The organism is Sphingomonas arabinosi (assembly GCF_036663715.1).
GTDB lineage: Bacteria > Pseudomonadota > Alphaproteobacteria > Sphingomonadales > Sphingomonadaceae > Sphingomonas.
The window spans coordinates 1-24,882 of the sequence record NZ_JAXOJN010000010.1 but is presented as its reverse complement, the minus strand read 5'-3'; the positions used below and the strand labels follow the sequence as shown (position 1 = coordinate 24,882).

At 65.3% G+C, this 24,882-nt stretch carries 25 protein-coding genes; 12 read left to right on the top strand and 13 right to left on the bottom strand.

Features of this window, described 5'->3' with window-relative positions; all coding sequences use genetic code 11:
* Nucleotides 1-88: 88 nt before the first annotated feature.
* Together U1708_RS15325 and U1708_RS15320 are read right to left on the bottom strand one after the other, a co-directional pair.
* Nucleotides 89-355, bottom strand: coding sequence for a hypothetical protein (locus U1708_RS15325; protein WP_031393308.1), 267 nt, complete (start codon nt 353-355; stop codon nt 89-91).
* A 153-nt stretch (nt 356-508) separates the two neighbouring features.
* Nucleotides 509-1,909, bottom strand: coding sequence for a M20/M25/M40 family metallo-hydrolase (locus tag U1708_RS15320; RefSeq protein ID WP_332746782.1), 1,401 nt, complete (start codon nt 1,907-1,909; stop codon nt 509-511).
* A gap of 106 nt (nt 1,910-2,015) precedes the next feature.
* Here U1708_RS15320 and ettA point away from each other — a divergent pair, with 106 nt between their 5' ends.
* Both ettA and U1708_RS15310 read left to right on the top strand, forming a co-directional pair.
* A complete protein-coding gene (gene ettA / locus U1708_RS15315; protein ID WP_307084344.1) occupies nt 2,016-3,695 on the top strand; it encodes an energy-dependent translational throttle protein EttA in 1,680 nt (559 codons plus the stop codon).
* Between the two features lie 324 nt (nt 3,696-4,019).
* The gene (locus U1708_RS15310; RefSeq protein ID WP_332746683.1) at nt 4,020-5,216 is read left to right on the top strand and encodes a sensor histidine kinase; all 1,197 of its coding nucleotides are present in this window, start codon (nt 4,020-4,022) and stop codon (nt 5,214-5,216) included.
* Between the two features lie 85 nt (nt 5,217-5,301).
* On the opposite strand, the gene U1708_RS15305 is transcribed toward U1708_RS15310, so the two are convergent.
* Genes U1708_RS15305 through U1708_RS15290 form a run of 4 tightly spaced genes read right to left on the bottom strand, consistent with a single transcriptional unit; the run spans nt 5,302 to nt 10,084 of the window.
* The gene (locus tag U1708_RS15305) at nt 5,302-6,018 is read right to left on the bottom strand and encodes an NTP transferase domain-containing protein (RefSeq protein ID WP_332746682.1); all 717 of its coding nucleotides are present in this window, start codon (nt 6,016-6,018) and stop codon (nt 5,302-5,304) included.
* 1 nt (nt 6,019) lies between these two features.
* Nucleotides 6,020-7,111 carry an inositol-3-phosphate synthase gene (locus U1708_RS15300; protein WP_307084350.1) on the bottom strand — a complete coding sequence of 364 codons (1,092 nt, stop codon included), beginning with the start codon at nt 7,109-7,111 and terminating at the stop codon, nt 6,020-6,022.
* A gap of 15 nt (nt 7,112-7,126) precedes the next feature.
* Nucleotides 7,127-7,984 (bottom strand): CDP-alcohol phosphatidyltransferase family protein, encoded by an 858-nt coding sequence (locus U1708_RS15295; RefSeq protein ID WP_332746681.1) that lies wholly within the window; start codon nt 7,982-7,984, stop codon nt 7,127-7,129.
* 54 nt (nt 7,985-8,038) lie between these two features.
* Complete coding sequence (locus U1708_RS15290) at nt 8,039-10,084, bottom strand: NAD(+) synthase (protein WP_332746680.1); 2,046 nt, start codon at nt 10,082-10,084, stop codon at nt 8,039-8,041.
* 92 nt (nt 10,085-10,176) lie between these two features.
* Here U1708_RS15290 and U1708_RS15285 point away from each other — a divergent pair, with 92 nt between their 5' ends.
* Genes U1708_RS15285 through U1708_RS15275 form a run of 3 tightly spaced genes read left to right on the top strand, consistent with a single transcriptional unit; the run spans nt 10,177 to nt 11,256 of the window.
* A complete protein-coding gene (locus U1708_RS15285) occupies nt 10,177-10,548 on the top strand; it encodes a hypothetical protein (protein WP_332746679.1) in 372 nt (123 codons plus the stop codon).
* A 58-nt stretch (nt 10,549-10,606) separates the two neighbouring features.
* Nucleotides 10,607-10,963: an ArsC family reductase gene (locus U1708_RS15280; protein ID WP_332746678.1), complete on the top strand. Its 357-nt coding sequence runs from the start codon at nt 10,607-10,609 to the stop codon at nt 10,961-10,963.
* An 11-nt stretch (nt 10,964-10,974) separates the two neighbouring features.
* A complete protein-coding gene (locus tag U1708_RS15275; protein ID WP_332746677.1) occupies nt 10,975-11,256 on the top strand; it encodes a DUF427 domain-containing protein in 282 nt (93 codons plus the stop codon).
* Nucleotides 11,257-11,402: 146 nt separating this feature from the next.
* On the opposite strand, the gene ypfJ is transcribed toward U1708_RS15275, so the two are convergent.
* Nucleotides 11,403-12,320 carry a KPN_02809 family neutral zinc metallopeptidase gene (ypfJ, locus tag U1708_RS15270; RefSeq protein ID WP_332746676.1) on the bottom strand — a complete coding sequence of 306 codons (918 nt, stop codon included), beginning with the start codon at nt 12,318-12,320 and terminating at the stop codon, nt 11,403-11,405.
* A gap of 103 nt (nt 12,321-12,423) precedes the next feature.
* Between ypfJ and U1708_RS15265 the strand changes: the two genes are divergently transcribed.
* Complete coding sequence (locus U1708_RS15265) at nt 12,424-13,209, top strand: 3-hydroxybutyrate dehydrogenase (protein WP_332746675.1); 786 nt, start codon at nt 12,424-12,426, stop codon at nt 13,207-13,209.
* A gap of 73 nt (nt 13,210-13,282) precedes the next feature.
* Nucleotides 13,283-13,939 (top strand): DUF4893 domain-containing protein, encoded by a 657-nt coding sequence (locus U1708_RS15260; RefSeq protein WP_332746674.1) that lies wholly within the window; start codon nt 13,283-13,285, stop codon nt 13,937-13,939.
* Here U1708_RS15260 and U1708_RS15255 read toward each other — a convergent pair.
* The 3 genes from U1708_RS15255 to U1708_RS15245 form a co-directional block, all read right to left on the bottom strand.
* A complete protein-coding gene (locus U1708_RS15255) occupies nt 13,936-14,583 on the bottom strand; it encodes a hypothetical protein (RefSeq protein ID WP_332746673.1) in 648 nt (215 codons plus the stop codon). The two genes, U1708_RS15260 and U1708_RS15255, sit on opposite strands and share 4 nt — an antisense overlap.
* Before the next feature lie 56 nt (nt 14,584-14,639).
* Nucleotides 14,640-15,626: a cation diffusion facilitator family transporter gene (locus U1708_RS15250; RefSeq protein WP_332746672.1), complete on the bottom strand. Its 987-nt coding sequence runs from the start codon at nt 15,624-15,626 to the stop codon at nt 14,640-14,642.
* 256 nt (nt 15,627-15,882) lie between these two features.
* Nucleotides 15,883-16,047 carry a hypothetical protein gene (locus U1708_RS15245; RefSeq protein ID WP_167398800.1) on the bottom strand — a complete coding sequence of 55 codons (165 nt, stop codon included), beginning with the start codon at nt 16,045-16,047 and terminating at the stop codon, nt 15,883-15,885.
* A gap of 186 nt (nt 16,048-16,233) precedes the next feature.
* On the opposite strand from U1708_RS15245, the gene U1708_RS15240 reads away from it, so the two are divergent.
* Complete coding sequence (locus tag U1708_RS15240) at nt 16,234-17,616, top strand: helix-turn-helix domain-containing protein (protein WP_332746671.1); 1,383 nt, start codon at nt 16,234-16,236, stop codon at nt 17,614-17,616.
* A gap of 48 nt (nt 17,617-17,664) precedes the next feature.
* Here the strand turns inward: U1708_RS15240 and U1708_RS15235 are convergent, their stop codons facing one another.
* The 3 genes from U1708_RS15235 to U1708_RS15225 form a co-directional block, all read right to left on the bottom strand.
* Nucleotides 17,665-18,612 carry an aldo/keto reductase gene (locus tag U1708_RS15235; protein WP_332746670.1) on the bottom strand — a complete coding sequence of 316 codons (948 nt, stop codon included), beginning with the start codon at nt 18,610-18,612 and terminating at the stop codon, nt 17,665-17,667.
* Nucleotides 18,609-18,797, bottom strand: coding sequence for a hypothetical protein (locus tag U1708_RS15230; protein ID WP_332746669.1), 189 nt, complete (start codon nt 18,795-18,797; stop codon nt 18,609-18,611). The genes U1708_RS15235 and U1708_RS15230 overlap by 4 nt, the downstream gene beginning before the upstream one ends.
* Nucleotides 18,798-18,923: 126 nt before the next feature.
* Nucleotides 18,924-19,295 carry a hypothetical protein gene (locus U1708_RS15225; protein ID WP_332746668.1) on the bottom strand — a complete coding sequence of 124 codons (372 nt, stop codon included), beginning with the start codon at nt 19,293-19,295 and terminating at the stop codon, nt 18,924-18,926.
* A 193-nt stretch (nt 19,296-19,488) separates the two neighbouring features.
* Between U1708_RS15225 and U1708_RS15220 the strand changes: the two genes are divergently transcribed.
* The 4 genes from U1708_RS15220 to U1708_RS15205 form a co-directional block, all read left to right on the top strand.
* A complete protein-coding gene (locus tag U1708_RS15220) occupies nt 19,489-20,442 on the top strand; it encodes an ArsR/SmtB family transcription factor (protein WP_332746667.1) in 954 nt (317 codons plus the stop codon).
* Nucleotides 20,439-21,383, top strand: coding sequence for a methylenetetrahydrofolate reductase (metF, locus tag U1708_RS15215; protein WP_332746666.1), 945 nt, complete (start codon nt 20,439-20,441; stop codon nt 21,381-21,383). The genes U1708_RS15220 and metF overlap by 4 nt, the downstream gene beginning before the upstream one ends.
* Before the next feature lie 128 nt (nt 21,384-21,511).
* Complete coding sequence (locus U1708_RS15210; RefSeq protein WP_332746665.1) at nt 21,512-22,570, top strand: homocysteine S-methyltransferase family protein; 1,059 nt, start codon at nt 21,512-21,514, stop codon at nt 22,568-22,570.
* Between the two features lie 134 nt (nt 22,571-22,704).
* The coding region (locus tag U1708_RS15205) for a dihydropteroate synthase (RefSeq protein WP_332746664.1) at nt 22,705-24,882 on the top strand (2,178 nt) is incomplete at its 3' end.

Genomic DNA, 24,882 nt, shown 5'->3' with positions numbered 1-24,882 from the left:
AAGCAAAAGGGCAAAGAAAAAGGGCGCTCCCGAAGGAACGCCCTTTCCGACACTAAATCCTATCGAGCGTAGAAACGCCCGACAGATTTTAGTTCATGTTGTCGGTCTTCTCGTCGGCAGCGTCACGGACGTTATCGGCAGCTGCGTTCATGTTGTCAGCAGCGTTCTCGAGCACGTCGGTAGCGACTGCGTTCGAGGTGTTGTCCGCCATGGCGTCCATGTTGTCAGCCTGCATTTCCATGTTGTCAGCCAGCATGTCCGCGTTGTTCTCAACTGCGGCGGCTTCTGGCGACTTGCTGCAGGCTGCGACGGACATCAGGCCGGCGGCAGCAGCGATCAGAACGATCTTCTTCATTCGAATGCTCCCAAGCATAGTTTCACTCGCGGCCGACCCGATTGCCGTCGCGAAGTCCCGTCAAATAGCGGACCCCGGCGGGCGGTCAATCCGCTAAATCATCCGCCCGCAAGGTTTGCGGCAGAACGATGACAGATCGGTTGCCGCAACTCGTCACTTATGAGGCACAATCGAGCCGATTTCTTCGGGTGCATTGGCTACTGTAGCGATCATCGCGGTCCAAGCTGCGACGTTCTGGCGAAGCTGTTCGGGGTCGATCAGATCCAGCGTATCCTCCGGCGTGTGGTGGTAATCGAAGTAGCGCAGGCCCGATTGGTTGAGGTCGATCCCGGCTACCCCCGTGGCGATAATTGGGCCGACATCGGTGCCGCCGTGCGGAACATCGGCACCGCGGATGATCCCGAGTGGCGCGAGCGCGACGGCGAGACGGTCCTCGATAGGCTTGGCCGCGGCGGGCAGGCTGCTTTCGAACCGCCAGACGCGATCGGCGCCGAAGTCCGATTCGGCGGCGGTCGCGTGACGCTCGCCGGCATGCGCCTTGGCGTAGGCGGTTCCGCCGAACCCGCCGCTCTCCTCGTCACCGAACCAGACGACGCGGATCGTCCGGCGTGGGCGCTGGCCGCTGTCCATGACGAGCTTGGCGGCGGCCGCGGTGATCGCGATGCCCGCGCCGTCGTCGATCGCGCCGGTGCCGAGATCCCAGCTGTCGAGATGGCCACCGACCAGCACGATGCCCGCCTTGGGGTCGGTGCCCGGAACCTCGGCGACGACGTTGCCCGATTCCTGCATCCCGGCCTGCTTGTCTTCGAGCACCAGCTTCAGCGTCACCGGCTTGCCGAGCTTAACCAGCCGCTCGACATGTTCAGCGTCCGCGACCGACAGCGCCGCGGCGGGGATCGGCGTCACGCCCGCCTCGAAATTGGTGTTGCCCGCGTGCGGCCCGCGGCCGTGATCGGTGCCGATCGACCGGATCACGATCGCCGCCGCGCCCTTCTTGGCGGCGACGTTCGGTCCGACGAAGCGCGCGGTGCCCTGCGATCCATAGCTCGATCCGTCCTGGGTCGGCTGCATCGCGTTCGACACGAAAGCGATCTTGCCCTTCAGGCTGCCGTCGGCGGCGAGCGCCAGGTCGTTGTATGTCGGGAAATACACGATCGGCAGGGTCAGCCCTCCCGGCGGCGTCGCGCCGGAATTGCCGAGGCCGACCAGATGCAGCTTCTGCGCATAGGGCGCGACCAGTTCCCCGCTCTCGGTGCCGCGTGACCAGACCGGCAGCTGGTATGTTTCGATCCGCACGTTCTTGAACCCCAGCGCCTTTAGCTTCGCCACCGACCAGGCGCGCGCCCGCGGTGCCGCCTCGGTGCCGGTCATGCGTGGGCCGACCTCGGTCGTGATCCCCTCGACGATCTTGTACGCGGTGTCGTCGGTCAGCGCCTTGTCACGGAGTGCAGCGACCTTTGCATCCGCCGCAGTCGGCGGGGCGGCGGTGCGCTGCGCCGACAGAGGGGAGGTGAGGGCGGAGGCGGCCAGCGCCGCGAGCAGGGTGCGTTTCATCATGAGCGCAGCGTATGTCGGCGCTCCCCGTTTGCCAACGGCTCGCCGCATCGCTATCTGCGCACGTCAAATCCCGCCCTTATTCAGAACGGAGCTCGGCACCCACATGGCCGTCCAGTATACCTACGTCATGAAGGGTCTGTCGAAGACCTTCCCCGGTGCCAACAAGCCCGTTCTCAACAACATACACCTGCAGTTCATTCCCTCGGCGAAGATCGCGATCATCGGTCCGAACGGCTCGGGCAAGTCGACGCTGATGAAGATCATGGCCGGCATGGATCCCGATTTCACCGGCGAGGCCTGGGCGGCGGAAGGCGTAAACGTCGGCTATCTGGCGCAGGAGCCTCAGCTCGATCCCACCAAGGACGTGATGGGCAACGTCAAGGACGGCGTGCGGCCCGTCGCGGACCTGGTCGACCGGTTCAACGCAATCTCGGCCGAGATGGGCGACCCGAAGGACGACACCGACTTCGACGCGCTGATGGAAGAGATGGGCGAGCTTCAGGCCAAGATCGACGCGGTCGACGGCTGGGCGCTCGACAGCCAGCTCGAACAGGCGATGGAGGCCTTGCGCTGCCCGCCGGGCGATGCGTCGGTCGTGAACCTCTCGGGCGGCGAGAAGCGCCGCGTCGCGCTCTGCAAGCTGCTGCTGGAAAAGCCGCAGATCCTGCTGCTCGATGAGCCGACCAACCATCTCGATGCCGAAAGCGTGTCGTGGCTGGAGAACTACCTCAAGGAATATACCGGCAACGTCATCCTCGTGACGCATGACCGCTACTTCCTCGACAACGTCGTCAACTGGGTGCTCGAGCTCGACCGCGGGCGCTACTACACCTACGAGAGCAACTATTCGGGCTATCTGGAGAAGAAGGCACAGCGCCTCAGCCAGGAAGAGCGCGAAGAGGCCGGCAAGCAGAAGGCGATCGCCGACGAGCTGGCCTGGATGCGCCAGACCCCCAAGGCCCGCCAGACCAAGTCGAAGGCACGTATCCGCGCGTTCGACGAGCTGATGGAGAAGCAGGAGAACCGCGTCGCCGGCAAGGCCGCGATCCTGATCCAGCTGCCGGCACGTCTCGGCGGCAAGGTGATCGAGGCGAAGGGCCTGACCAAGTCGTATGGCGACAAGCTGCTGTTCGACGGTCTCGACTTCACGCTGCCGCCGGGCGGCATCGTCGGCGTGATCGGCCCCAACGGCGCTGGCAAGTCGACGCTGTTCAAGCTCATCACCGGCCAGGAAACGCCGGACGAGGGCACGATCGAGGTCGGCTCGACCGTCAAGCTCGGTTACGTCGACCAGAGCCGCGACGATCTCGATCCGAACAAGAACGTCTGGCAGGAAATCTCCGACGAGCTCGAGATCTTCCGCTTCGGCAAGCAGGAGATGGGCACGCGGGCGTATGTCGGCGCGTTCAACTTCCGTGGGCCGGACCAGCAGAAGAAGGTCGGCCAGCTGTCGGGCGGTGAGCGCAACCGCGTGCACATGGCCAAGATGCTCAAGGAGGGTGGCAACGTCCTCCTGCTCGATGAGCCGACCAACGATCTCGACGTCGAGACGCTCCGTGCGCTCGAAGAGGCGCTGGAGACGTTCGCGGGTTGCGCGGTGGTCATCAGCCATGACCGCTTCTTCCTCGATCGCCTCGCGACGCACATTCTGGCGTTCGAGGGCGACAGCCATGTCGAGTGGTTCGAGGGCAACTACGCATCGTACGAGGAGGACAAGCGTCGCCGCATGGGCGATGCCGCAGATCGGCCCACGCGTCTGGCGTACAAGAAGCTGACGCGCTGATCGACAAGATCCCGCCGCGAGCCCGGATTGCCGGGCTGCGGCGGACTTGGGGCGGACAGGCATTCACGAGCTTCAACCGTCATCCTGACGAAAGTCAGGACCTAGGGTTACGGAGAACAGCGTCAAGCAACTCTGGATCCTGACTTTCGTCAGGATGACGGATAGGGTGATCAGAATTACGGATGCGGGGCGGTGCGGGATGGCACCGTGCGCGAAGATATCGCGCAATCGCACGAGTACCCGCAGGCCGCCCTGCAACCGCCATGTTGATCCTCTAGCTAGGGCCGGCAGGACAGACCCGTAATTCCGACGAACGGAGCAGGCGTGACAGTTATCGAGCAATCTCCGGGTGGAGATGCCCCTCCGGGCGCCGGCGAGCTTCAGTATCGTCTTCGCCAGCAGTCTATCCTGGCCGATTTCGGGATCGAGGCTCTGCGCGCGCGGGATCTGGATCCCATGCTCCAGCGCGCTACCGAATTATGCGCCGAAGGCATGCGGTCGAAATATTGCAAGTTCCTGGAATATCGTCCCGAGCAGGACAGTTTGCTCGTTCGTGCGGGGACGGGTTGGGCGCCCGGCGTGGTTGGATCGACCGAGATGCGTACCGATCTCGCGTCGCCGGCGGGCTTTGCGCTGGAGACCGGCGAGGCGGTGATCTCGAACCATCTGGAGAACGAGGACCGGTTTCGGACGCCCGCGTTCATGGCCGAGCACAACATCCGCCGGGCGATCAACGTGTTGGTCGAAACGTCGGGCAAACGCTTCGGCGTACTCGAGGTCGACAGCCCCGACGAAGGCAAGTTCGAACCGGCCGACCTGTCGTTCATGCAGGGCTTCGCCAATCTGATCGGCGTTGCCATCGAGCGGCAGCATGCCGAGCAGCGACTGAGCGATGCGATGGAGCATCAGGAACTGCTCACGCGGGAAGCGAGCCACCGCGTGAAGAACAGCCTCGCGCTGGTATCGGCGATGCTCAACCTGCAGATGCAGGAGGACGACGATCCGCGGATCACGCGGCTGCTCGGCGACGCACAGGCGCGGATCACGGCGATCGCGCAGACCCACGACCAGTTGTGGCGCGGCGAGCAGGTCGGGATCGTGGCGCTGAACGACCTGGTGTGCGGGATCGCCACAGGGCTGGCCGAGCAGGCGCCGAACCACCGGATCGAGTGCGACATCGACGCGATCCTGATTAGCGCGGACACCGCTATCCCGGTCGGGTTGCTGGTCACCGAGCTCGTCACCAACGCGATCAAATATGCATATGACGACGCGGGCGGCGCGATTGCCGTGACGATCCGCAGTGCGGAGGGGCGGATCGTGCTGACCGTCTCGGATACGGGCGCGGGGTTGCCGGCGGACTTCGATCTGAAGACGGCGTCGCGCAAGAGCCTGGGGATGCGGATGATCGGGAGCCTCGCGCGGCAGTTGCGCGGGACGGTGACGATCGAGAATGCTGAAGTCGGGACATGTGCGACGCTCGACGTGCCCGATCCGCGGGTCGACGCTCAGCCCGAGTGACTGTTCTCCTGCGAACGCAGGAGTCCAGGGTCAGGCGCGTTTCGTTCGGTATCCTGGACTCCTGCTTTCGCAGGAGAACGATGGCTTAAGCTGCTACCGCATCCGCCTTGGTCGCCATCCAGGCTTCGGCCTTGGCGAGTGCGGGGGCGTCGTCGACGTCTATCCAGTCTATGTCGCTGCAATCCACGATGCGGGCCAGGCCTTGCGCGGCGAGTAGGCGGACGCCTTCGGTAAGCGAAGGGCTGGCCAGCGTCGCCAGTGCGTCCGCGAGCGCAGGGCCGATCGCGAAAACGCCGGTGTCGTAGCAGTCGTGCGGTTCGAGGCCCTTGCCGATAGCGATGATGCGGTCGCCTTCGGTGGCGACGCAGGTGACGTCCTCAGGGTCGACCCAGTCATGGCCGAGCCTTCGATCGATGCCGAGACGGAGACCGCCGCCAGCGCCGGCCTTGGCCATGCGGGCGTAGAGGTCTGGGCTGACGAGGTGATCGCACATTGCGAGGATCGCTTCGCTACCGGCCAGCGCATCGCGCGCCGCCAGCACCGACACGCCGTTAGGTTCGCGGTGATCGGCTAGCACCGTCTCGACCTTCAGCGGCCAGCGACGGCTCCCGAGATACGCTTCGATCGCCTCGCGCCCGTAGCTCACCGTCACGATCGCGCGTGCGAAACCAGCTTCCGCCAGTCCTTCGAGCGCATGTGCGATCAACGGCCGCCCCGCGACCGCGCAGAGCGGCTTGTACGGGGCGGAGGTGCGAAGGCGGCTGCCTTCCCCGGCGGCGAGGATGACAGCCGTCTCGATCATGTCAGGCAGCCTTGATGAACCGCTCGACTTCGATCTGTGCGAGATCGTCGGTCATCTGCGTGCGCGGGTGCTTGCAGAAATAGGCCGAGGCAGGATCGATCACGCCGGCGATGCCGCGATCCTTGGCGATCTTGGCGCAACGGATCATGTCGATCGCGACGCCGGCCGAGTTGGGGCTGTCCTCGACCGAAAGACGCAGCTCGATGTTCATCGGCACGCCGCCGAACAGCTGGCCTTCCATGCGCAGGAAGCAGACCTTGTTGTCGTTCTGCCAGGGGACATAGTCCGACGGACCGATATGGACGTTATCGTCGTCCATCCGCTCGGCCGCGACCGACTGGACCGCCTCGGTCTTCGAGATCTTCTTCGACTCGAGACGGCGATGGTTCGACATGTTGAGGAAGTCGGTGTTGCCGCCGGTGTTGAGCTGGTAGGTACGATCCAGCTTCACGCCGCGCTTCGCGAACAGGTCGGTCAGTACGCGGTGGACGATCGTCGCGCCGAGCTGCGCCTTGATATCGTCGCCGATGATCGCGACGCCCGCGTCTTCGAACTTCTTCGCCCAGACCGGGTTCGAGGCGATGAAGACGGGGATGTTGTTGACGAACGCCACGCCCGCTTCGATCGCGCACTCGGCGTAGAATTCGGTAGCTTCCTGCGAACCGACCGGCAGGTAGTTCATCAGCACGTCGGCGCCCGAGGCCTTGAGGTCGGCGATGACCTCTTCACGCGTCGGCTCGGCGGCGTCGGAGACCAGGAAGGTACGGTCGTCCTTGAAGTCGGCCATGTGGTCGGCGACGCCGTCCAGCTTCTTGCCCATCTTCACGATCGTACCGGTGTTGCCGACGTTCGGTGCGAACACCGCGGTGCAGTTCGGCTTGGCGAAGATCGCCTCGGCGACGTCCTTGCCGACCTTGCGACGATCGACGTCCCAGGCCGCGACGACCTTGATGTCGCTCGGCTTGTAGCCACCCATGTCGAAATGCATCAGGCCAACCTGGTCGTTTGCCCCCTCGCGATAATGCTCGAGGCCCTGGACGAGCGAGCTCGCGCAGTTGCCGATGCCGACCACGGCGATCCGAATGCTATTCATTACTGACCCTGTTCCTTACGAAAGATGCATGCGCGACGCGGTCTTCGGTCGCGTTGCGGAAGTGCGGACGAAAGCCCGTTCGACACGACGGTGCCAGACGAGCCCGACGATGGCGACGAGCGTCAAAGCGACGATCTCGAACCACCAGAAGATGCGTGGGTTGCCCGCGAAGCAGGCGACGAAGATCGCCCATACTCGCACATTCGCGGTAAGCAAGGCCATGAAGCGCAATGGCGCGACGGCCCGGGCCCCATAGAGCGCGCCGAGCGCGACCGGGTCGCTCGACTGGCCGAGCGTGCGCTCGAACGGCATGGCGATGCGGTCGATGCTGCTCGCGACGCCGTCGTAGAAGCGGACGAGCGCGTTGCCGGTGGGCACGGGCGGCGCTTCGAGTGCCACGCCCTTGATGCGACGATGGAAGCGCGCGCGCTCGCCTTCGTACATGTTCGACTGCACCGCGTGCGCGCCACCGGCCGCAAAGGCGAGGATCCAACCCTCGGGCGTGTCGATCGTGATCGCCAGCGAGGTGTAGATCAGCGCGAACACGCCGTGATCGCACAACCCATCGAGCATCCGCCCAAGCGGGCTCGCGGTCTTGGTGGCGCGGGCCACCATGCCGTCGAGTCCGTCGGCGATCAGCCAGCCGATCGACAGTACCAGTCCGACCAGCGCGAGCGCCCCGTTTCCCCACTGGGTATAAGCGAGCGCGGCTCCTCCACCGAGGCAAAGCCCGGCGATCGACACCGAATTCGCTGAAATCCCACGCGCCAATGCAAGCGGCAAAAGCGCACGGCCTGCCGGGTGAATCAGCCAAAGATTGGAAGGGATCTCGATCCGGCGATCGCGCGATCCATCCGGTGGAGCCACTGTCATAGGATTTTCATAATGCGCCCGGCACGCGGTTTATGCAAGATGGCGCGGCGAACCCTATGGAACGCTTGACCGCAATTCTTCGATCCAGATCGTTGCAATTCCGTCCGAAGGTGCGCGCCAATCCCCGCGAGGCGACAGCGCACCGCCCGCCGATACCTTCGGCCCATTGGGCATTGCCGATCGCTTGAACTGGCTGGTCGTAAAGAACCGGAACAGGAATTTTTCAAGCCAATGCCGGATCGTTGGCAGGTCGTAGGCGACGCGCGCGTCCGCTGGCAGATCCTCCGGCCATGCGCCGACGCTCGAATCGCGCCACGCGTGCCAGGCGAGGAACGCGATTTTAGACGGAGCCAGGCCGTGGCGGATCACGTAGTGCGCGAAGAAGTCGTTGAGCGCATACGGCCCGATCATCGACTCGGTGCTCTGCAACGCGCCGTCCGCATCCGCCGGGACGAGTTCGGGCGAAATCTCCTGCGCGAGGATCGTCGAGAGGATCGCGTCGGTCGCCGCGTCATACTGGTCGGTGCGGATGCACCAGCGGATCAGGAACTGGATCAGCGTCTTCGGCACGCCGGTGTTCACCGCGTAATGGCTCATCTGGTCGCCGACGCCGTAGGTGCACCAGCCGAGCGCCATCTCGCTGAGGTCCCCCGTGCCGAGCACGATACCGCGCCGCTGGTTGGCAAGGCGGAACAGGTAATCGGTGCGCAGCCCCGCCTGCACGTTCTCGAAGGTGATGTCGTAGACGGGTTCGCCTTCGCTGAAGGGGTGGCCGATGTCTTCGAGCATGCGTGTCGCAGCGGGGCGAATGTCGATCTCTTCGGCGGTGATGCCGAGTGCGCGCATCAGCGCCCAGGCGTTGGCCTTGGTGCCTTCGCCGGTTGCGAAACCGGGCATGGTGAAGCCTAGTATGTTCGTCCTGGGACGTCCGAGCCGGTCCATCGCCTTGGCCGCGACGATCAGCGCGTGGGTCGAGTCGAGGCCACCCGATACGCCGATCACGATCGTTTCGGCTTTTGCGGAGACGAGCCGTTTCGACAGCGCCTCCACCTGGATGTTGAAAGCTTCGTAGCAATCGTCGTCACGCCGCGTCGGGTCGTTCGGGACGAACGGGAAGCGGCGGATGGCGCGCTCCAGTCCGCTGTCCGCGAGCACGGGTTCGTGATCGAACGCGATCCGTCGGAAACGCGTCTCGGGATTGCCGCCGAACACTACCGCATCGTTGAACGTGCCGTTGCGCAGGCGGTCCTGCGTGATGCGCTCGCAGTCGACGTCGGCGATCACCAGTTCCGGCTCGGTCGAGAACCGTTCCGACTCCGCGATCTGCTCGCCGAGTTCGTGGATCAGCCCCTGGCCGTCCCACGCGACCTCGGTCGTGCTCTCGCCGGGGCCTGCGGCGGAATAGACATAGGCGCACATCGCGCGCGAGGACTGCGACGCCGCCAGCATCGCCCGCTCGCGTGCCTTGCCGATGACGATGTTCGAGGCGGACAGGTTGCAGCAGATCAGCGCACCCGCGAGCGCGCCCGCGGTCGAGGGCGGGGTGGGCGCCCAGTAATCCTCGCAGATCTCGGCGTGGAAGACGAAGCCGGGCAGGTCGCGCGCGGCGAAGATCAGGTCGGTCCCAAACGGCACGTCCTTGCCGCCAAGCTCGATCGTCAGTCCGGTCATTCCCATGCCGCTGGCGAACCAGCGCTTCTCGTAGAACTCGCGGTAGTTGGGCAGGAACGTCTTCGGTACCACGCCGAGAACTTCGCCCCGAGCGATCGCCAGCGCACAATTATACAGCCGCCCGTTCCGCACCAGCGCCGCCCCCACCAGCAACACCGGCCGCAAGGTCGCGCTCGCCTCGACGACCGTCGCGATCGCGGCCAGCGTCGCACGTTGCTGCGCGGTCTGGAGATGCAGATCGTCGATCGCATAGGACGTAAGGTTCAGCTCCGGGAACACGACGAGGTCGACGCCCTTTGCATCCGCCTCCCGCACGAGGGCGATCGTCGCCTCAGCGTTTGCGGCGGTATCCCCTACCGAAGCGCGCGGCGTAGCGGCGGCAACCCGGATTAGCCCGTGACTATGGATCGCGTAGAATGGATGCGTCATTCCCCAACGATAAACGCCTGTGCAGTGACACGCTACCGGCTTGATCCAGGTGGGCGGTGGCACGGTGCGCTGTCCTGTGAGAGGATAGGCGCATGACCACCCGATGGATCCAGCCCCTCACGCTCCTGCTCGTCAGCCTGCTGTATTGGCAGTTCGTCAGCCAATTTTCAGGCGCGAAGGAGCCCTGGGATGCGGATGGCTATTGGCGGATCTGGTATCCCGGGTCGCTGGTGTTATCGGCGCTATCGGGTTTCATGTTGCAGCGGCGGGGCTGGCTGGGCGGCATGATCGTGACGTTTGCCCAGCTGCCCGTCATGTGGGTCAACGCGGGCACAGGCGGGCTGTTGATGGCCGGTGCGACGATCCTGTGCATGCTGGCCGTGCCCGCCGTCGCCGTTTCCATGATCGGTGGCCGGCTCGCACGGTCTCGCACTGGTGGTGGGAAGACGGACGGCGCGGTATGACGCCGGTCGGTTCGAACCGCTGGCGAGCTTTGCGCCACGCGGTGACAGGGAGGCGATTTTGACGATCACGATGTTCGGCATCAAGAATTGCGACACGATGAAGAAGGCGCGCGCGTGGCTGGACGAACACGGCGTTGTGTATGCGTTCCACGACTACAAGACCGCCGGGATCGATACGGCACACCTGAACGACTGGATCAGTCGGGTCGGTTGGGAGGTGCTTCTCAACCGCGCCGGCACAACGTTCCGGAAACTGCCCGAGGCGGATCGGGCTGATCTCGATGCGGAGAAGGCCACCGCGCTGATGCTGGCGCAGCCTTCGATGATCAAGCGCCCGGTCCTCGATACCGGCGAGACGCTGCTGGTCGGGTTCAAGCCCGAGGCGTATGAAGCGACGGGGCTGGGGCGCGCCTGAAGGAGACTGACATGCCTGTCGCTACATGGAATGGCCACGAGATCGCACGATCGGACGATACCGTCGTCGTCGAGGGCAATCACTATTTCCCCGCGGACAGCGTCGACCCGGCTCTGCTGGAGGATAGCGCGACGCACTCTAACTGCCCGTGGAAGGGCGTGGCGAGCTACAAGACGCTCGTCGTCGACGGGAAGCGCAACATCGATGCGGTCTGGTATTATCCGGACCCGAAGTTGGCGGCGTCCGAGATCGAGGGCCGGTATGCCTTCTGGAAGGGCGTGACGGTCGGGTAAGGACTGTTCAACCCTCCCCCGCTAGGGGGAGGTGTCGCCGAAGGGGACGGAGGGGGAGGACACGGAACAGGCGTGACCCTTTCCTCCTCCTCCGTCTGGCAAGTGCCAGCCACCTTCCCCTGGCGGGGGAGGATTGAGAGCTTACCTCAGATCGCGCCCGAGAACGTGTCGCACTGCTGCGGATCGCCGCTGTCGAGCCCGCGCTTCAACCACGCCTGACGCTGCGCCGATGTCCCATGCGTGAAGCTGTCCGGCACCACACGCCCCTGCGATTCCTTCTGCAACGTGTCGTCGCCGATCGCCTGCGCGGCCGTCATGCCCTCCTGGATATCGCCAGCCTCGAGCCGCGACCGGTTCGCAGCAGCCCACACGCCCGCATAGCAATCCGCCTGCAATTCGAGCCGTACCGACAGCGCATTGCCTTCGGTCTCGCTCGCCTGGCGCTGCGCCTGCTGAACCTGCGCGTTGGTGCCGAGCAGCTTCTGGATATGATGACCGAACTCGTGCGCGATCACGTAATCCTGCGCGAAATCGCCGTCAGCCTTGAAGCGGGTCGACAGCTCGTTGAAGAAGCTCGTGTCGAGATAGATGCCCTGATCGGTCGGGCAATAGAACGGCCCCATCGCCGACTGCGCCGCGCCGCAACCCGAGCGGCCATTGCCATCGAAGAACACCAGCTTGGGCGCCTCGAAGCGCTGGCCGGCCTTCTGGAAAATGGCCTCCCAGGTATTGTCCGCAGAGCTGAACGCGTTGCAGGCGGCCTTGCTTTCGGGCGTTAAATTGCAACTCGATGCGGTATCGGTGCCTGAGCGTGGCGCTCCGCTTTGCGTGGTCGGCGCCGACGTTTGCCCGCCACCGAGCAGCCCGCCGAGCCCGCCCATGCCGCCGAACACTGCCATCAGGATCAGCACCACGACGATCCCGCCGCACCCAAAGCGGCTGCCGATCATCGGCAACAGCCCCATCAGCAGGCCGCCACCACCGCCGCCGAAACCGCCTCCACCGCCGCCCGAGCCGCGCTGGTCCTCGACGTTGATGTTCGGATCGTAATCGTCGAGCCGCATGAATATGCCCCTTTTCGTTTCTTCTCGGGAACGAAATGCGCAAGGTGGCGCTAGAGTTGCACGGCGGTCGAATCCGCTGGGTAAAGGGATTGGGGGAGTGCGCATGTTCCTGAAGGGCAAGACCGCGGTCATCACCGGATCCACCTCGGGGATCGGCCTCGCCTACGCCAAGGCGTTCGCGGCGGAGGGCGCCGCGGTGGTACTCAACGGCTTCGGCGACGCGAACGCGATCGAGCGGGAACGCGCCGCCCTGGCGCAGGCCAGCGGAGCCGCCGCGCTCTACGATCCCGCCGACATGACGAAGCCCGACGAGATCGCCGCGATGGTCGAGCGGGCCGGCGCCGAGACCGGCAGCGTCGATATCGTCGTCAACAACGCGGGTATCCAGCACGTCGCGGGGATCGCCGACTTTCCGATCGACAAGTTCGACGCGATCATCGCGATCAACCTCTCCTCGGCGTGGCATATGATGCGCGCCGCAGTGCCGCACATGCGCGCGAAGGGCTGGGGCCGGATCATCTCGACCGCGTCGGCGCACTCGCTGGTCGCGAGCCCCAACAAGTCCGCTTACGTCATGGCCAAGCACGCGATCGCCGGGCTTACCAAGACGATCGCGCTGGAGACCGCGACCGACGGCATCACCGTCAACTGCATCTCGCCGGGCTATGTCTGGACCCCGCTGGTCGAGAACCAGATCCCGGACACGATGGCGGCGCGGGGGATGACACGCGATCAGGTGATGCACGACGTGCTGCTCGCCGCGCAACCGACCAAGGAATTCGTCACGCCCGAACAGGTCGCGGCCTTCGCGCTATTCTTGTGTCGCGACGAGGCCAAGGCGATCACCGGCGCGAACCTGTCGATGGACGGCGGCTGGACCGCGGCGTGACCGACATGGTCGTCAGTGTCGCCGAAATATGATTGTCATACAGCATGTTAGAAGGTTATCTTCGGTGATGGGCATGCGATCGACGACGAAGCGGACATCGCTGGCGACGGCCTGCATCGTCCTGGCGGGCTGCGGCTCGAGTTCGGTGCACGCGGCTACCGCAGGCATCGCGGCACCGTCCCCGATAGACCCCGACCGGGATGGCGACTGGCGACGAGTGGCGACACCGGCGGACCGTGCGCGGTTGCGTGGCTGGCGTGGGGCTTGGATGGACGCGCTGGCGCAGGTCGATCGACGGGAAATCGCGCGCGAACCGGCTCTGTTCGATCCGGACCATGCGCTTGCCGACGCTCTGCCCCCCGCCGGCGCGTATCGATGCCGGACATTCAAGCTCGGCGCGCGTGGCGGGATCGGGCCGACCTACTCGGCCTCTGCGTGGTTCGCCTGCCGGATCGACTCGAACGGCGGCACCGACGTCGTCAGCCTGGTCAAGATCGACGGGTCGCAGCGTCCGGTCGGTACCGTATTCGCCGACACGGATTCGCGCGCGATATTCCTGGGCACAATGGAACTGGGCGATGAGAAGCGCCCGATGCGCTATGGTCGCGACGTCAATCGCGACATGGCCGGTCTGATCGAACGCATCGGCCCGCAGCGGTGGCGCGTAGTCCTGCCGTATCCGCGGTTCGAATCCGTTCTGGACGTCGTCGAGTTGGTGCCCGCGTCTTAACGCGCGGGGGCGGGCGTAACGGTCGGCATCGTTACGCTCGCCGTGGCACCGACCGAAATCGTGCCGGTGGACCGAATGGGCGTAATGGGCGCGAGGGTGGCGAGATAGGCCTTCCCGCGCAGACCGACGGACGTCACGCGGCCGGTATTCTCCGCCAGTACGGCTTTCAGATACGACCGCGGTTTCTTCATAAGCTTCGGTTGGTCGATACCCGTGAGCCCGACGATCCGCGCCGCTTCCTTCACGAAGGTCACGCAATTGTGATCCGACAGGCGATAGACGCTGTCCGGCTTGCCCTCGCTCCAGGCGTCGACCAACCGCAGCACCGCCTCATACTGCGCGTCGCTCATGACGACCGAGAATTGCGCGTCGCTGCCGGCGACATACCCGGGCTTGGCGATATCGAGCTTGCCCGCAACCGGGCCCATCAACAGCGCCGGCGAGACCGATTTGGCGGTAAATCCGACATTCGTGTCCACCGGCGGACCGCCCGCATCGGGAATGCCGCGCAACGTAAAGAACGCATGCGGGAAACTGTTGCCGAGCTCGTGGCTCCAGAACGTGATCGTCACCGCGGCCTGTGCGGGGAGCACCGAACCGACATAAAAGACGAGCAGGGCGATCAGCCGGAGCAACGGTTTCATACTCGGATGCTATCGTGCAAACTCAAGCGCTACCAGTGGCTTGCATATAATTCAGATCATGCGTGGTTTCGATTGGGAGCGCCGTTCTCGTCGTGACGAGGCTCGATGACCAGCACCGCGTTTTCGCGCTTCTCCGGGCGGATATATATCGACGACAGCGTCGGCACCGCGGCGCGCAGCTCGGTCTCCATTGCTTCGATCATCGTTTCGCCTTCGCCCATCGTGACGGCGTCGTCGAAGTCCGCGCTAATTGCAGCGAAGATGCTGTCGGGCGCGGCGTGGACCGTGCGGACGTGATTGACCGAGACGATCGCGGGATGCGCCGCAACGATCCGTTGGATCGTGGCGATCACGGCCGGGTCGGCGCGCTCGCCGATCAGCAAGCCCTTCGATTCGCGCGCCAACAACACGGCGACCAAGGCGAGGATCAGCCCGATCGCGATCGATGCGGCGCCGTCGATGCGCGGATCGTCGAAAGCATGGCTCGCCCAGATGCCGATGCCGGCGATGACGAGACCCGCCAGCGCCGCGGAATCCTCGAACAACACGATGAAGCCGGCGGGATCCTTCGACCGGTGGATCGCCGACCACCAGCCCATGTCGCCCTTGGTCTTCGAAAATTCGCGCACCGCGATCGTCCAGCTACTCCCCTCCAGTGCGAACGATATGGCGAGCACGATGTAGTTGATCGTCGGGCTGGTCAGCGGCTCGGGTGCCTGGATGTGGCGCCACCCCTCGTAGATCGAGATGCCTGCGCCGATCGCGAAGATCAGGATCGCGACGACGAACGCCCAGAAATACAGTTCTCGGCCATAGCCGAACGGGTGCGCCTCATCGGCCGGGCGCTTTGCCTTGCGCTGGCCGTAGAGCAACAGCACCTGATTGCCGCTGTCGACGACCGAGTGGAACCCTTCGGTCAGCATCGACGACGATCCGGTCATGCCGGCGGCGACGAACTTCGCCACGCCGATCCCGAGATTGGCGGCGAGGGCGCCGTACAGGACGATATCGTCCTTGATGCGAGCGATCAGTGAGGTAGCCATTCCGCCGTCCTACACGAGGGGATGCGGTTGAGAAGGGGCGGAATTTCGACGCGAGTTTCCCTTCCCCCCTCCCTGGAAGGGAGGGGCCGGGGGTGGGTAGGTCACCGCGTTAATCGAACCGGCATGACACGAGCGGGCCAACCCACCCCCAACCCCTCCCTTTCAGGGAGGGGGGAAGTCAGAAGAAACAGGAATATCCGCCGATGGACGAACCACCGGCGGATACCCTTCCTCCCCAGGAAACTCTTGAACGGGTTTAGCCGAGGCGACCGAGCCGGTGGTAAAGCGCGCTCATCCGCATCAGCCGAGCGTCGTCGATGGACGTCTTGCTGATCATCTCGCCAAGCACTTCCTTCATCAGCGCGAAATCGTTGGTCGAGAAGACGGCGCGGGCGCGGGGTTGTTCGGTGGTCGTCTGCATGGCTTGCCTCCTTCATGAACTGTCTCTCCCTTTACAGCTTTCATCTGCGTGGAGAGGCGATGCCCAGCTGATACCGGCGCACATGCCTCCGGGAGAATGGCGAACAGCGCCAACTCGGCGTCGGACTGTCGGCGATCCTTGATAATCGGTTGTCCGTCTGTAAAGATCATGACAGGAGATTGGGCGATGGCAGACCGTAAATTGCTCGCAGGACACGCCATCAGGCGCTTGCGCAGGAGCGCCGGGCTCACGCAGGCGGCGATGTCCGAGATCCTGTCCATCAGTCCCAGCTATCTCAATCTGGTCGAGCGCAATCAGCGACCGATCTCCGCGACGTTGTTGATCAAGCTGGCCGAGAGCTTCGACTTCGATCCGCGAGCGCTTGCGGCGGGCGAACCGGGCGGCGGTGCGGATGCGATCCGCAGACGGCTGGCGGATCCGATGTTCGCCGATCTCGAGATCGATCGCACGGAGGTCGAGGAATGGCTCGCCAGCGCGCCCGGTGGAGCCGCGGCGTTCGCGCGCGTGTTCGATCGGATCGGTGGGGGCACGGCAGTCGAAAGCGGTGACGATCCGGTAACGCTCGTCCGGCGCGAAATCGAACGCTGGCGCAACCATTTCGCCGATCTCGATGCGGCGGCCGAGGCGCTGGCGGACGAGCTGCGGCTGGGTGCGGTCGACCTGTACGGCGCGATCGCTGAGCGATTGCGCGCGAAACACGGCCTGACGATCCGCGTACTGCCGGCGGACGTGCTGCCGGACATGCTGCGCCGGCTCGACCTTCACGCGCGCCAGTTGCAGCTGAGCGAGATGCTCGACCCTGCCTCGCGGACGTTCGCGGTCGCCTTTCAACTCGGCCAGATCGAGGCGAAGGCGGAGATCGATGCGCTCGCGAAGGGCGCAGGCTTCACCGATCGCGCCGCCGAGCGGCTCTACCGCCGCCACCTCCTCGGCTATTTCGCCGCCGCGCTGATGATGCCGTACGCCCGGTTCCTGCGCGGGTGCGAGACGACCGGCTACGATATCGAGCTGCTGCAACGCCGGTTCGGTGCAGGCTTCGAACAGGTCGCGCACCGACTGACGACGTTGCAGCGGGTCGGCGCGCGCGGCCTCCCGTTCTTCATGATCCGGATCGACCGCGCGGGGCAGGCTTCGAAGCGCTATCCCGGCGCCAGCGGTGCGGCGCTGGTCGAGGCGGATGGGCGCTGCCCCCTGTGGCGGCTGCATCACGCATTCGACCGGCCGGGAAGCCTCATGGTCCAGCTCGTCGAACTGGAGGACGGCGCGCGCTGGCTGACGATGGCGCGGACGGTGACGCCGCAGGGCAGTCGCTTCGGCGCGGTCCATGCCGAATTTGCAATCGGCCTCGGCGTGGCGGCATCGCAAGCCGGCGTGCTGGCGGCGGCGAGCGGTTTCGATCTGGCGGGGAGGGCCATGCCGATCGGGCTGGGTTGCCGTGCCTGCTTCCGCAACGACTGTCCGCAACGCTCGATCGCGCCCGCGGGCCGGGCATTGCTGATCAACGAACGGGAAAGGCGCACATCGGCGCTTACGTTCGCGGGGGACTAGGGACCGCACGACCCTAGATCGATCCTCCCCGGCGGGAGGGTCGAGAGGTCAGGCGCCCGCGTCGGTGAGCGCGGCCAGTTGGTCCTCGGTCAGCTCCAGCGTCATCGCCGGCAACAGGTCTTCGATCTGCTTTACGCTGGTGGCGCTGGCGATCGGCGCGGTGATGCCGGGTTGGGCGAGCAACCATGCCAACGCGACTTGCGCGTGGGTCGCGCCGGTCGCTTCCACGACCGAATCCATCGCGTCGAGGACCGCCTTGCCGGTGCCTTCGAGCAATTCGCCCATCCGACCGCCCCGGATGCTTTGACCCAGGTCTTCCTTGGTACGATATTTGCCAGTGAGGAACCCCGACGCGAGCCCGTAATACGGCAGCACGCCGATATTCTCGACGACGCAATAATCCTGCAATTCGCCTTCGAACTTGGTGCGGCTGACCAGATTATATTCGGGCTGGAGCACGTGATAGCGAGGCAAGTCGGACGTCTTGGCGGCCTCGACCGCGGACTTCAGGCGGGCGGCGTGGAAGTTGGACGCGCCGATGACGCGGACCTTCCCCGCGTCGACCAGTTTGCCGAACGCTTCGAGCACGGCCTCCTGTGGCTGCGACTCATCGTCCTGGTGCGCGTAATAAAGGTCGATCCGATCGGTACCGAGACGCTTGAGCGAGGCTTCGGCGGCCGCCGTGATGCGTGCGGGGGCGAGCTTCTCGCCGCCTTCGCCGGGCAGCATGCCGACCTTGGTCGCGATCAGCACGTCGTCGCGCTTGCCGCTGGCCTTCAGCCATTCGCCGATCATGCTCTCAGATTCGCCGCCCTCATGGCCGTCCACCCATGCCGAATATGCATCGGCGGTGTCGATCATTGTGCCGCCGCCGGCGACGAACGCGTCGAGCACAGCAAAGCTTGCCGCACGGTCGGCGGTCCAGCCGAACACGTTGCCGCCGAGGACGAGGGGGGCGATCTTCAGATCGGTCGAGCCGAGGCGGCGGAGAGTCATCGGGTCTGATCGCTTTGGTTCGAGGAAGTTACGGTATCGTCGGGCGCGGTGGCGACCGCGTTCAGATCGACGCTGTTGGCGTCTAGCATCGCAGCGGCTTCGTTCAACTGGTGCGCTTCGTCTGCCGTGACGGCACCGGGTTCGGTGGCTGGCGAGCAGCCTGCGAGCGTAGAAATAGAAAACAACGCCCCCATCATCGCACCGTCACGCCAGCGAAAGCTGGTATCTTCCCGTAAAGGTCGTCGTGACCCGAACCGGCAGGTCTCAGCATGCACAAGGGTGACGGTGGAGTGGGGGCGCCCTGGCAAGGTTTAGTCCTTGATCGCATTGCCGGCGCGGGTCAGCGCGTTGCCGGTGGCGTCGGCGGCCCGGTCGGCACCGTTGTTGATCGACGCGCCCGCGCGGTCTGCACCGGCTTCGATCCGGTCGCCGGCGCGGTCGGTCTTGGCATCGAGATTGTCGGTCGAGTTGTCGAGGCGGGCAGCGGCGTTGTCGAGCGAACGCTCGGCCGAACCGAGCGCGCGATCGCTGGCGGCGCTGACGTCGTCGACGGCATTGGCGGTGGTCGCGCTTGCGTCGGCAGCGATGGCGTTGGCGGCCTGTGCGGTCTCGTCCTGCGCATTGTTGCTGCAGGCGGCGAGGGCGGCGGTCAGGGCCAGGGCGGGGATCAGGAACTTCTTCATACGTATCTACTCCCGTAAACGTCGTCTTGTGGACCAGCAAAATCCCAGCCCATAGCGCAATCGAACGCGGACAAGGCGTTTCCGATCCGTCACGATCGTCGCGGATGCGACAAGCCGCTCCGGCTCGCACCTGATGTCGAAGACGCTCACGCTCGCGTTGACCTCATATAAAGAATTCTTTATATGATCGGTCATGACGATGGCGCTCGAAATCTTCCGTGCATTGGCGGACGCGACCCGGTTGCGGATTCTGGCGCTGTTGCGGCGTATGGAGCTGTCGGTCGGCGAACTCGCGCAGGTGCTCGGGCAGAGCCAGCCACGCGTTTCGCGGCATGTGAAGATCCTGTGCGATGCCGGGCTTGCCGAACGTCGCAAGGAAGGCAGCTGGGTGTTCGTCGCGCTTGGTGCGCCCGACGTGGTCGAACCGGTCGCGGCGGCGCTGGATGTCTGGGCGAAGGCCGAACCGGATCATTGGGCGGTGGCGGATGCGGCACGGCTTGCCGCGGTGCGCGCGGACCGCGCGGCAAGCGCGGCGGCGTGGTTCGAAGGGCATGCCGACGAGTGGGACGCGATCCGGTCGCTGCACGTCGCCGATAGCGAGGTCGAGGCGGCGATGGCACTCGTGCTGGGCGACGCTCCGGTCGGGACGCTGATCGATATCGGTACGGGCACCGGGCGGATGCTCGAACTGTTCGGCGGGCGGGCTACGGTCGCGCTCGGGATCGATCGCAGTTCGGAGATGCTGCGGCTTGCGCGCGCCAAGCTCCACGACATGACGCATGCGGAATTGCGCCAGGCGGACCTGTATGCGCTGCCGATGGCGGATGCCGCGGCGGATGTCGCGATCCTGCACCACGTCCTGCATTTTGCGCAGCAGCCCGGCGCGGCGGTGAGCGAAGCGGCGCGGGTGCTGGCGCCCGGCGGGCGGCTGTTGATCGCGGACTTTGCAAGCCACGACCGCGAGGAGCTGCGGATACGCGATGCGCATACGCGGCTCGGCTTCGCGGACGAGCAGATGGCGGCATGGTTCGACGCGGCGGGCTTGCAGACCGCGCGGGTAGAGACGCTCGAGGGCGGTGAGTTGACGGTGAAATTATGGCTCGGCCGGAAGATCGGCACGAGCTTGCGTGAGGTGAAGGCGGCATGACGAACATTTCGATCCCCCAACTGGCCGAAGCGCGCCGTGCGCTTGAAGAACCACTGTTCGCGGATCTCGCGGGCGACGTCGGTATCAGCTTCGAATTCTTCCCGCCCAAAAGCGAGAAGATGGAGACGCAGCTCTGGGACGCGATCCGCACGCTGGAGCCGCTCGGTCCCGATTTCGTGTCGGTAACGTACGGCGCTGGCGGTTCCACGCGCGAGCGGACCCACGCGACGGTCGCGCGGATCCAGCGCGAGACGTCGATGAACGCCGCCGCGCATCTCACTTGTGTCGAGGCGACCAAAGCCGAGATCGATCAGGTCGCGGAGGAATATTGGGCGGCGGGTGTGCGCCATATCGTCGCGCTGCGCGGCGACATGCCGACGCTCGGCCAGCCGTATCAGGCGCATCCGGGCGGGTATGAGAATGCGGCGGCCTTGGTCGCCGGTTTGCGGAAGCTGCACCCGTTCGAGATTTCGGTCGCGGCGTATCCGGAATGCCATCCGGAATCGGGCGGGCACGACGCGGATATCGACAATCTGAAGCGCAAGATCGATGCCGGTGCGAGCCGCGCTATCACGCAGTTCTTCTTTTCGCCCGAAGCGTATTTCCGGTTTCGCGACCGGGTCGCGGCGGCGGGGATCACGGCGCAGATCCTGCCGGGCATCCTGCCGGTATCGAACGTCGCGCAGACGCGGAAATTCGCGGGGCTGTGCGGCGCGGAGATCCCGGCGTGGATGGACCGGCTGTTCGAGGGGCTCGACGATCATCCGTCGGCTCGGCAGCTCGTCGCGGCGACGATCGCGGCCGAGATGTGTCGGCGGCTCTATGCGGGCGGCGTGAAGGATTTCCACTTCTACACGCTCAACCGCGCGGAGCTGGCCTATGCGATCTGCCACATGCTCGGTGTTCGCGCGAAACCCAGCGAAAAGGTCGCCGCGGCCTAACTTCTGCTCCCCTCCCGTAAGCGGGAGGGGCCGGGGGTGGGCTCGCGCTCTCCTCCAACGTTACCGCCCGAGGATATCGGGCGCCCACCCCCAGCCCCTCCCGCTTGCGGGAGGGGGGAGTGAAAACGATGACACCACGTGAACGATTCAACGCGGAAGCCGCCAAGCGCATCCTGATCACCGACGGCGCGTTCGGCACCGAGATCCAGAACTGGAAGCTCGACGAGGCGGCCTATGCGGGCACTCTCGGCCTGAGCTATGACCAGAAGGGCAACAACGACATCCTGGCGATCACCAAGCCGGAAGTGCCCGAGACGATCACGCGCGAGTATCTGGAAGCTGGCTCGGATATCGTCTCGACCAACACGTTCAGCGCGAACGTCATCTCGCAGGCGGATTACGGCGCGGAACATCTGGTGCGCGAGATCAACGTCGAGTCCGCGCGGATCGCACGTGCACTCGCGACCGAATACGAAGCGAAGGACGGCCGTCCGCGGTTCGTCGCCGGCGCGATCGGGCCGACCAACAAGACACTGTCGCTGTCGCCCGACGTCAACGATCCGGGCTTTCGCGAGATCGACTTCGATTATCTCAAGGGCGTGTACCGCGAGCAGATCGATGCGCTGCTGGAAGGCGGCGAGGGGGTCGGCGTCGACTTCATCCTGATCGAGACGGTGTTCGATACGCTCAACGCCAAGGCGGGGATAATGGCGGCGATCGAGGCGGGCGACGCGCTCGGCCGCGACGTGCCGATCATGATGTCGATGACGTTGACCGATCTGTCTGGGCGCAACCTGTCGGGGCACACGGTCGAAGCGTTCTGGCATGCGGTGCGGCATGCCAAGCCGATCACGATCGGGCTCAACTGCTCGTTCGGCGCGGAGCAACTGCGGCCGCATGTGAAGACGCTGTCGGCGATCGCGGATACGCTGATCATGATCTATCCGAATGCAGGGCTGCCCAACGAACTCGGCGAGTATGACGAGCAGCCGGAGACGACGGCGGGGCTGGTCGGCGAGTGGGCGGTGGCCAAGCAGGTTAACGTGCTCGGCGGGTGCTGCGGGTCGACGCCGGCGCATATCAAGGCGATGGCCGACGGTGTGCGCGGGCTTGAGCCGCGGGTTGTGGCCCGACCGGAAGTGCAGACCAAGCTCGCCGGGCTAGAACCGTTCACGATGGCGGCCTGACGTCTTTCCCCTCCCGCTTGCGGGAGGGGGCAGGGGGTGGGCTCGCGCTCTCCTCCAACGATAAGGCCCGCGGATGGCGGGCGCCCACCCCCCGACCCCCTCCCGCAAGCGGGAGGGGGGGAAGAACCAGACAGATGACCACTTCCTCCTCCTCCTTCGTCAATATCGGCGAACGCACCAACGTCACCGGCTCGGCGCGCTTCAAGAAGCTGATCATGGCGGGCGATTACCCCGCCGCGGTCGAGGTCGCGCGCCAGCAGGTCGAGAGCGGTGCGCAGGTGCTCGACGTCAACATGGACGAGGGGCTGCTCGACGCCCACCACGCGATGACGACGTTCCTGAAACTGATCGCCGCCGAACCCGACATCGCGCGCATCCCGTTCATGGTCGACAGCTCGAAATGGAGCGTGATCGAGGCCGGGCTGAAGTGCGTCAGCGGCAAGCCGATCGTCAATTCGATCAGCATGAAGGAGGGTGAGGAGCAGTTCCTCGCGCAGGCCAAGAAGTGCATGGCGTACGGCGCGGCGGTGGTCGTGATGGCGTTCGACGAGGTCGGGCAGGCGGACACCAAGGACCGCAAGGTCGAGATCTGCGAGCGCGCCTATCAGCTGCTCGTCGGGATCGGCTTCCCGCCGGAGGACATCATCTTCGATCCCAACGTCTTCGCGGTCGCGACGGGGATCGAGGAGCACAACAACTACGGCGTCGACTTCATCGAGGCGTGCAAGGAAATCAAGGCGCGCTGCCCGCATGTCCATATCTCGGGGGGCCTGTCGAACTTCAGCTTCTCGTTCCGCGGCAACGAGCCGGTCCGCCGCGCGATGCACAGCGTGTTCCTCTACTACGCGATCCCCGCGGGCATGGACATGGCGATCGTCAACGCCGGCCAGCTCGACATCTATGACGACATCGATCCCGAGCTGCGCAAGGCGGTCGAGGACGTCGTGCTCAACACCGATCCCGAAGCCGGCGATCGACTGGTCGCGCTCGCCGAGCGCTATCGCGGCACCGACGTCGTCGCCGAGAAGGCGGCGGCGGAGTGGCGCTCGCTGGGCGTGAACAAGCGGCTCGAATATGCGCTGGTGAAGGGCATCGACCTGCACGTCGTCGAGGATACCGAGGAAGCGCGGCAGATCATCGCCGACGCTGGTGGCCGTCCGATCGAGGTGATCGAAGGGCCGCTGATGGACGGCATGAACGTGGTCGGCGACCTGTTCGGCTCCGGGAAAATGTTCCTGCCCCAGGTCGTGAAGTCAGCGCGCGTGATGAAGAAGGCGGTCGCGCATCTGCTGCCGTATATCGAGGCGGCCAAGGAGCCCGGTGCGCGCGGCAAGGGCAAGATCATCATGGCGACCGTCAAAGGCGACGTGCATGACATCGGCAAGAACATCGTCGGCGTCGTGCTCCAGTGCAACGGCTTCGACGTGGTCGATCTCGGCGTGATGGTGCCGTGGTCGAAGATCCTCGAAGCCGCGAACGAGAACGATGCGGACATGATCGGGCTGTCGGGCTTGATCACGCCGTCGCTCGACGAGATGGTGACGGTCGCCGAGGAGATGAAGCGCGCGGGGATGACGATGCCGCTGCTGATCGGCGGCGCGACGACGTCGAAGGTGCACACCGCGCTGCGGATCGCGCCGGCCTATGACGGTCCGGTGGTGCACGTTCTAGATGCGAGCCGCGCCGTGGGTGTGGCGTCGACCTTGGTGTCGGACACGATCCGCGACGAGTTCGTGACCAAGACCGCCGACGAGTATGAGGCGGTGCGGATTTCGCGCGCGAACAAGGGGCAGAGCGAGTTGCTGCCCCTGGCAACCGCACGGGAGCGCAAGTTCGTGGCGGACTTTTCGCTGAAGCCTGCCGCACCGGCCAAGCCCGGCGTGCACGTGTTCGCGGACTGGGATCTGTCGGACCTGCGCGACTATATCGACTGGACGCCGTTCTTCCGCGCGTGGGAACTGGCGGGCAATTTCCCGGCGATCCTGACGGACGAGGTCGTGGGGGAAAGTGCGAGTGCGCTGTACGCGGATGCGCAGGCGATGCTCGATACGATCGTCGCGGAGAAGTGGCTGACCCCGCGCGGCGTTGCGGGACTGTGGCCGGCACGCCGCGAGGGCGATGACGTGGTGGTTACTGCTCCCTCTCCCCTGCGGGGAGAGGGCGGGGGTGAGGGGCAGCCAAACAGTGCTGCGCCCGGAACAGGGGCCCCCCCCCCCCCCCCCACCCCCCCGCGGGGGGGGGCCGCAAAAAGTAGGGGCCCCCCCCCCACCCCCCCCCAAACCCCACCCCGCCGGCCCCCCCCCAACAGGGAG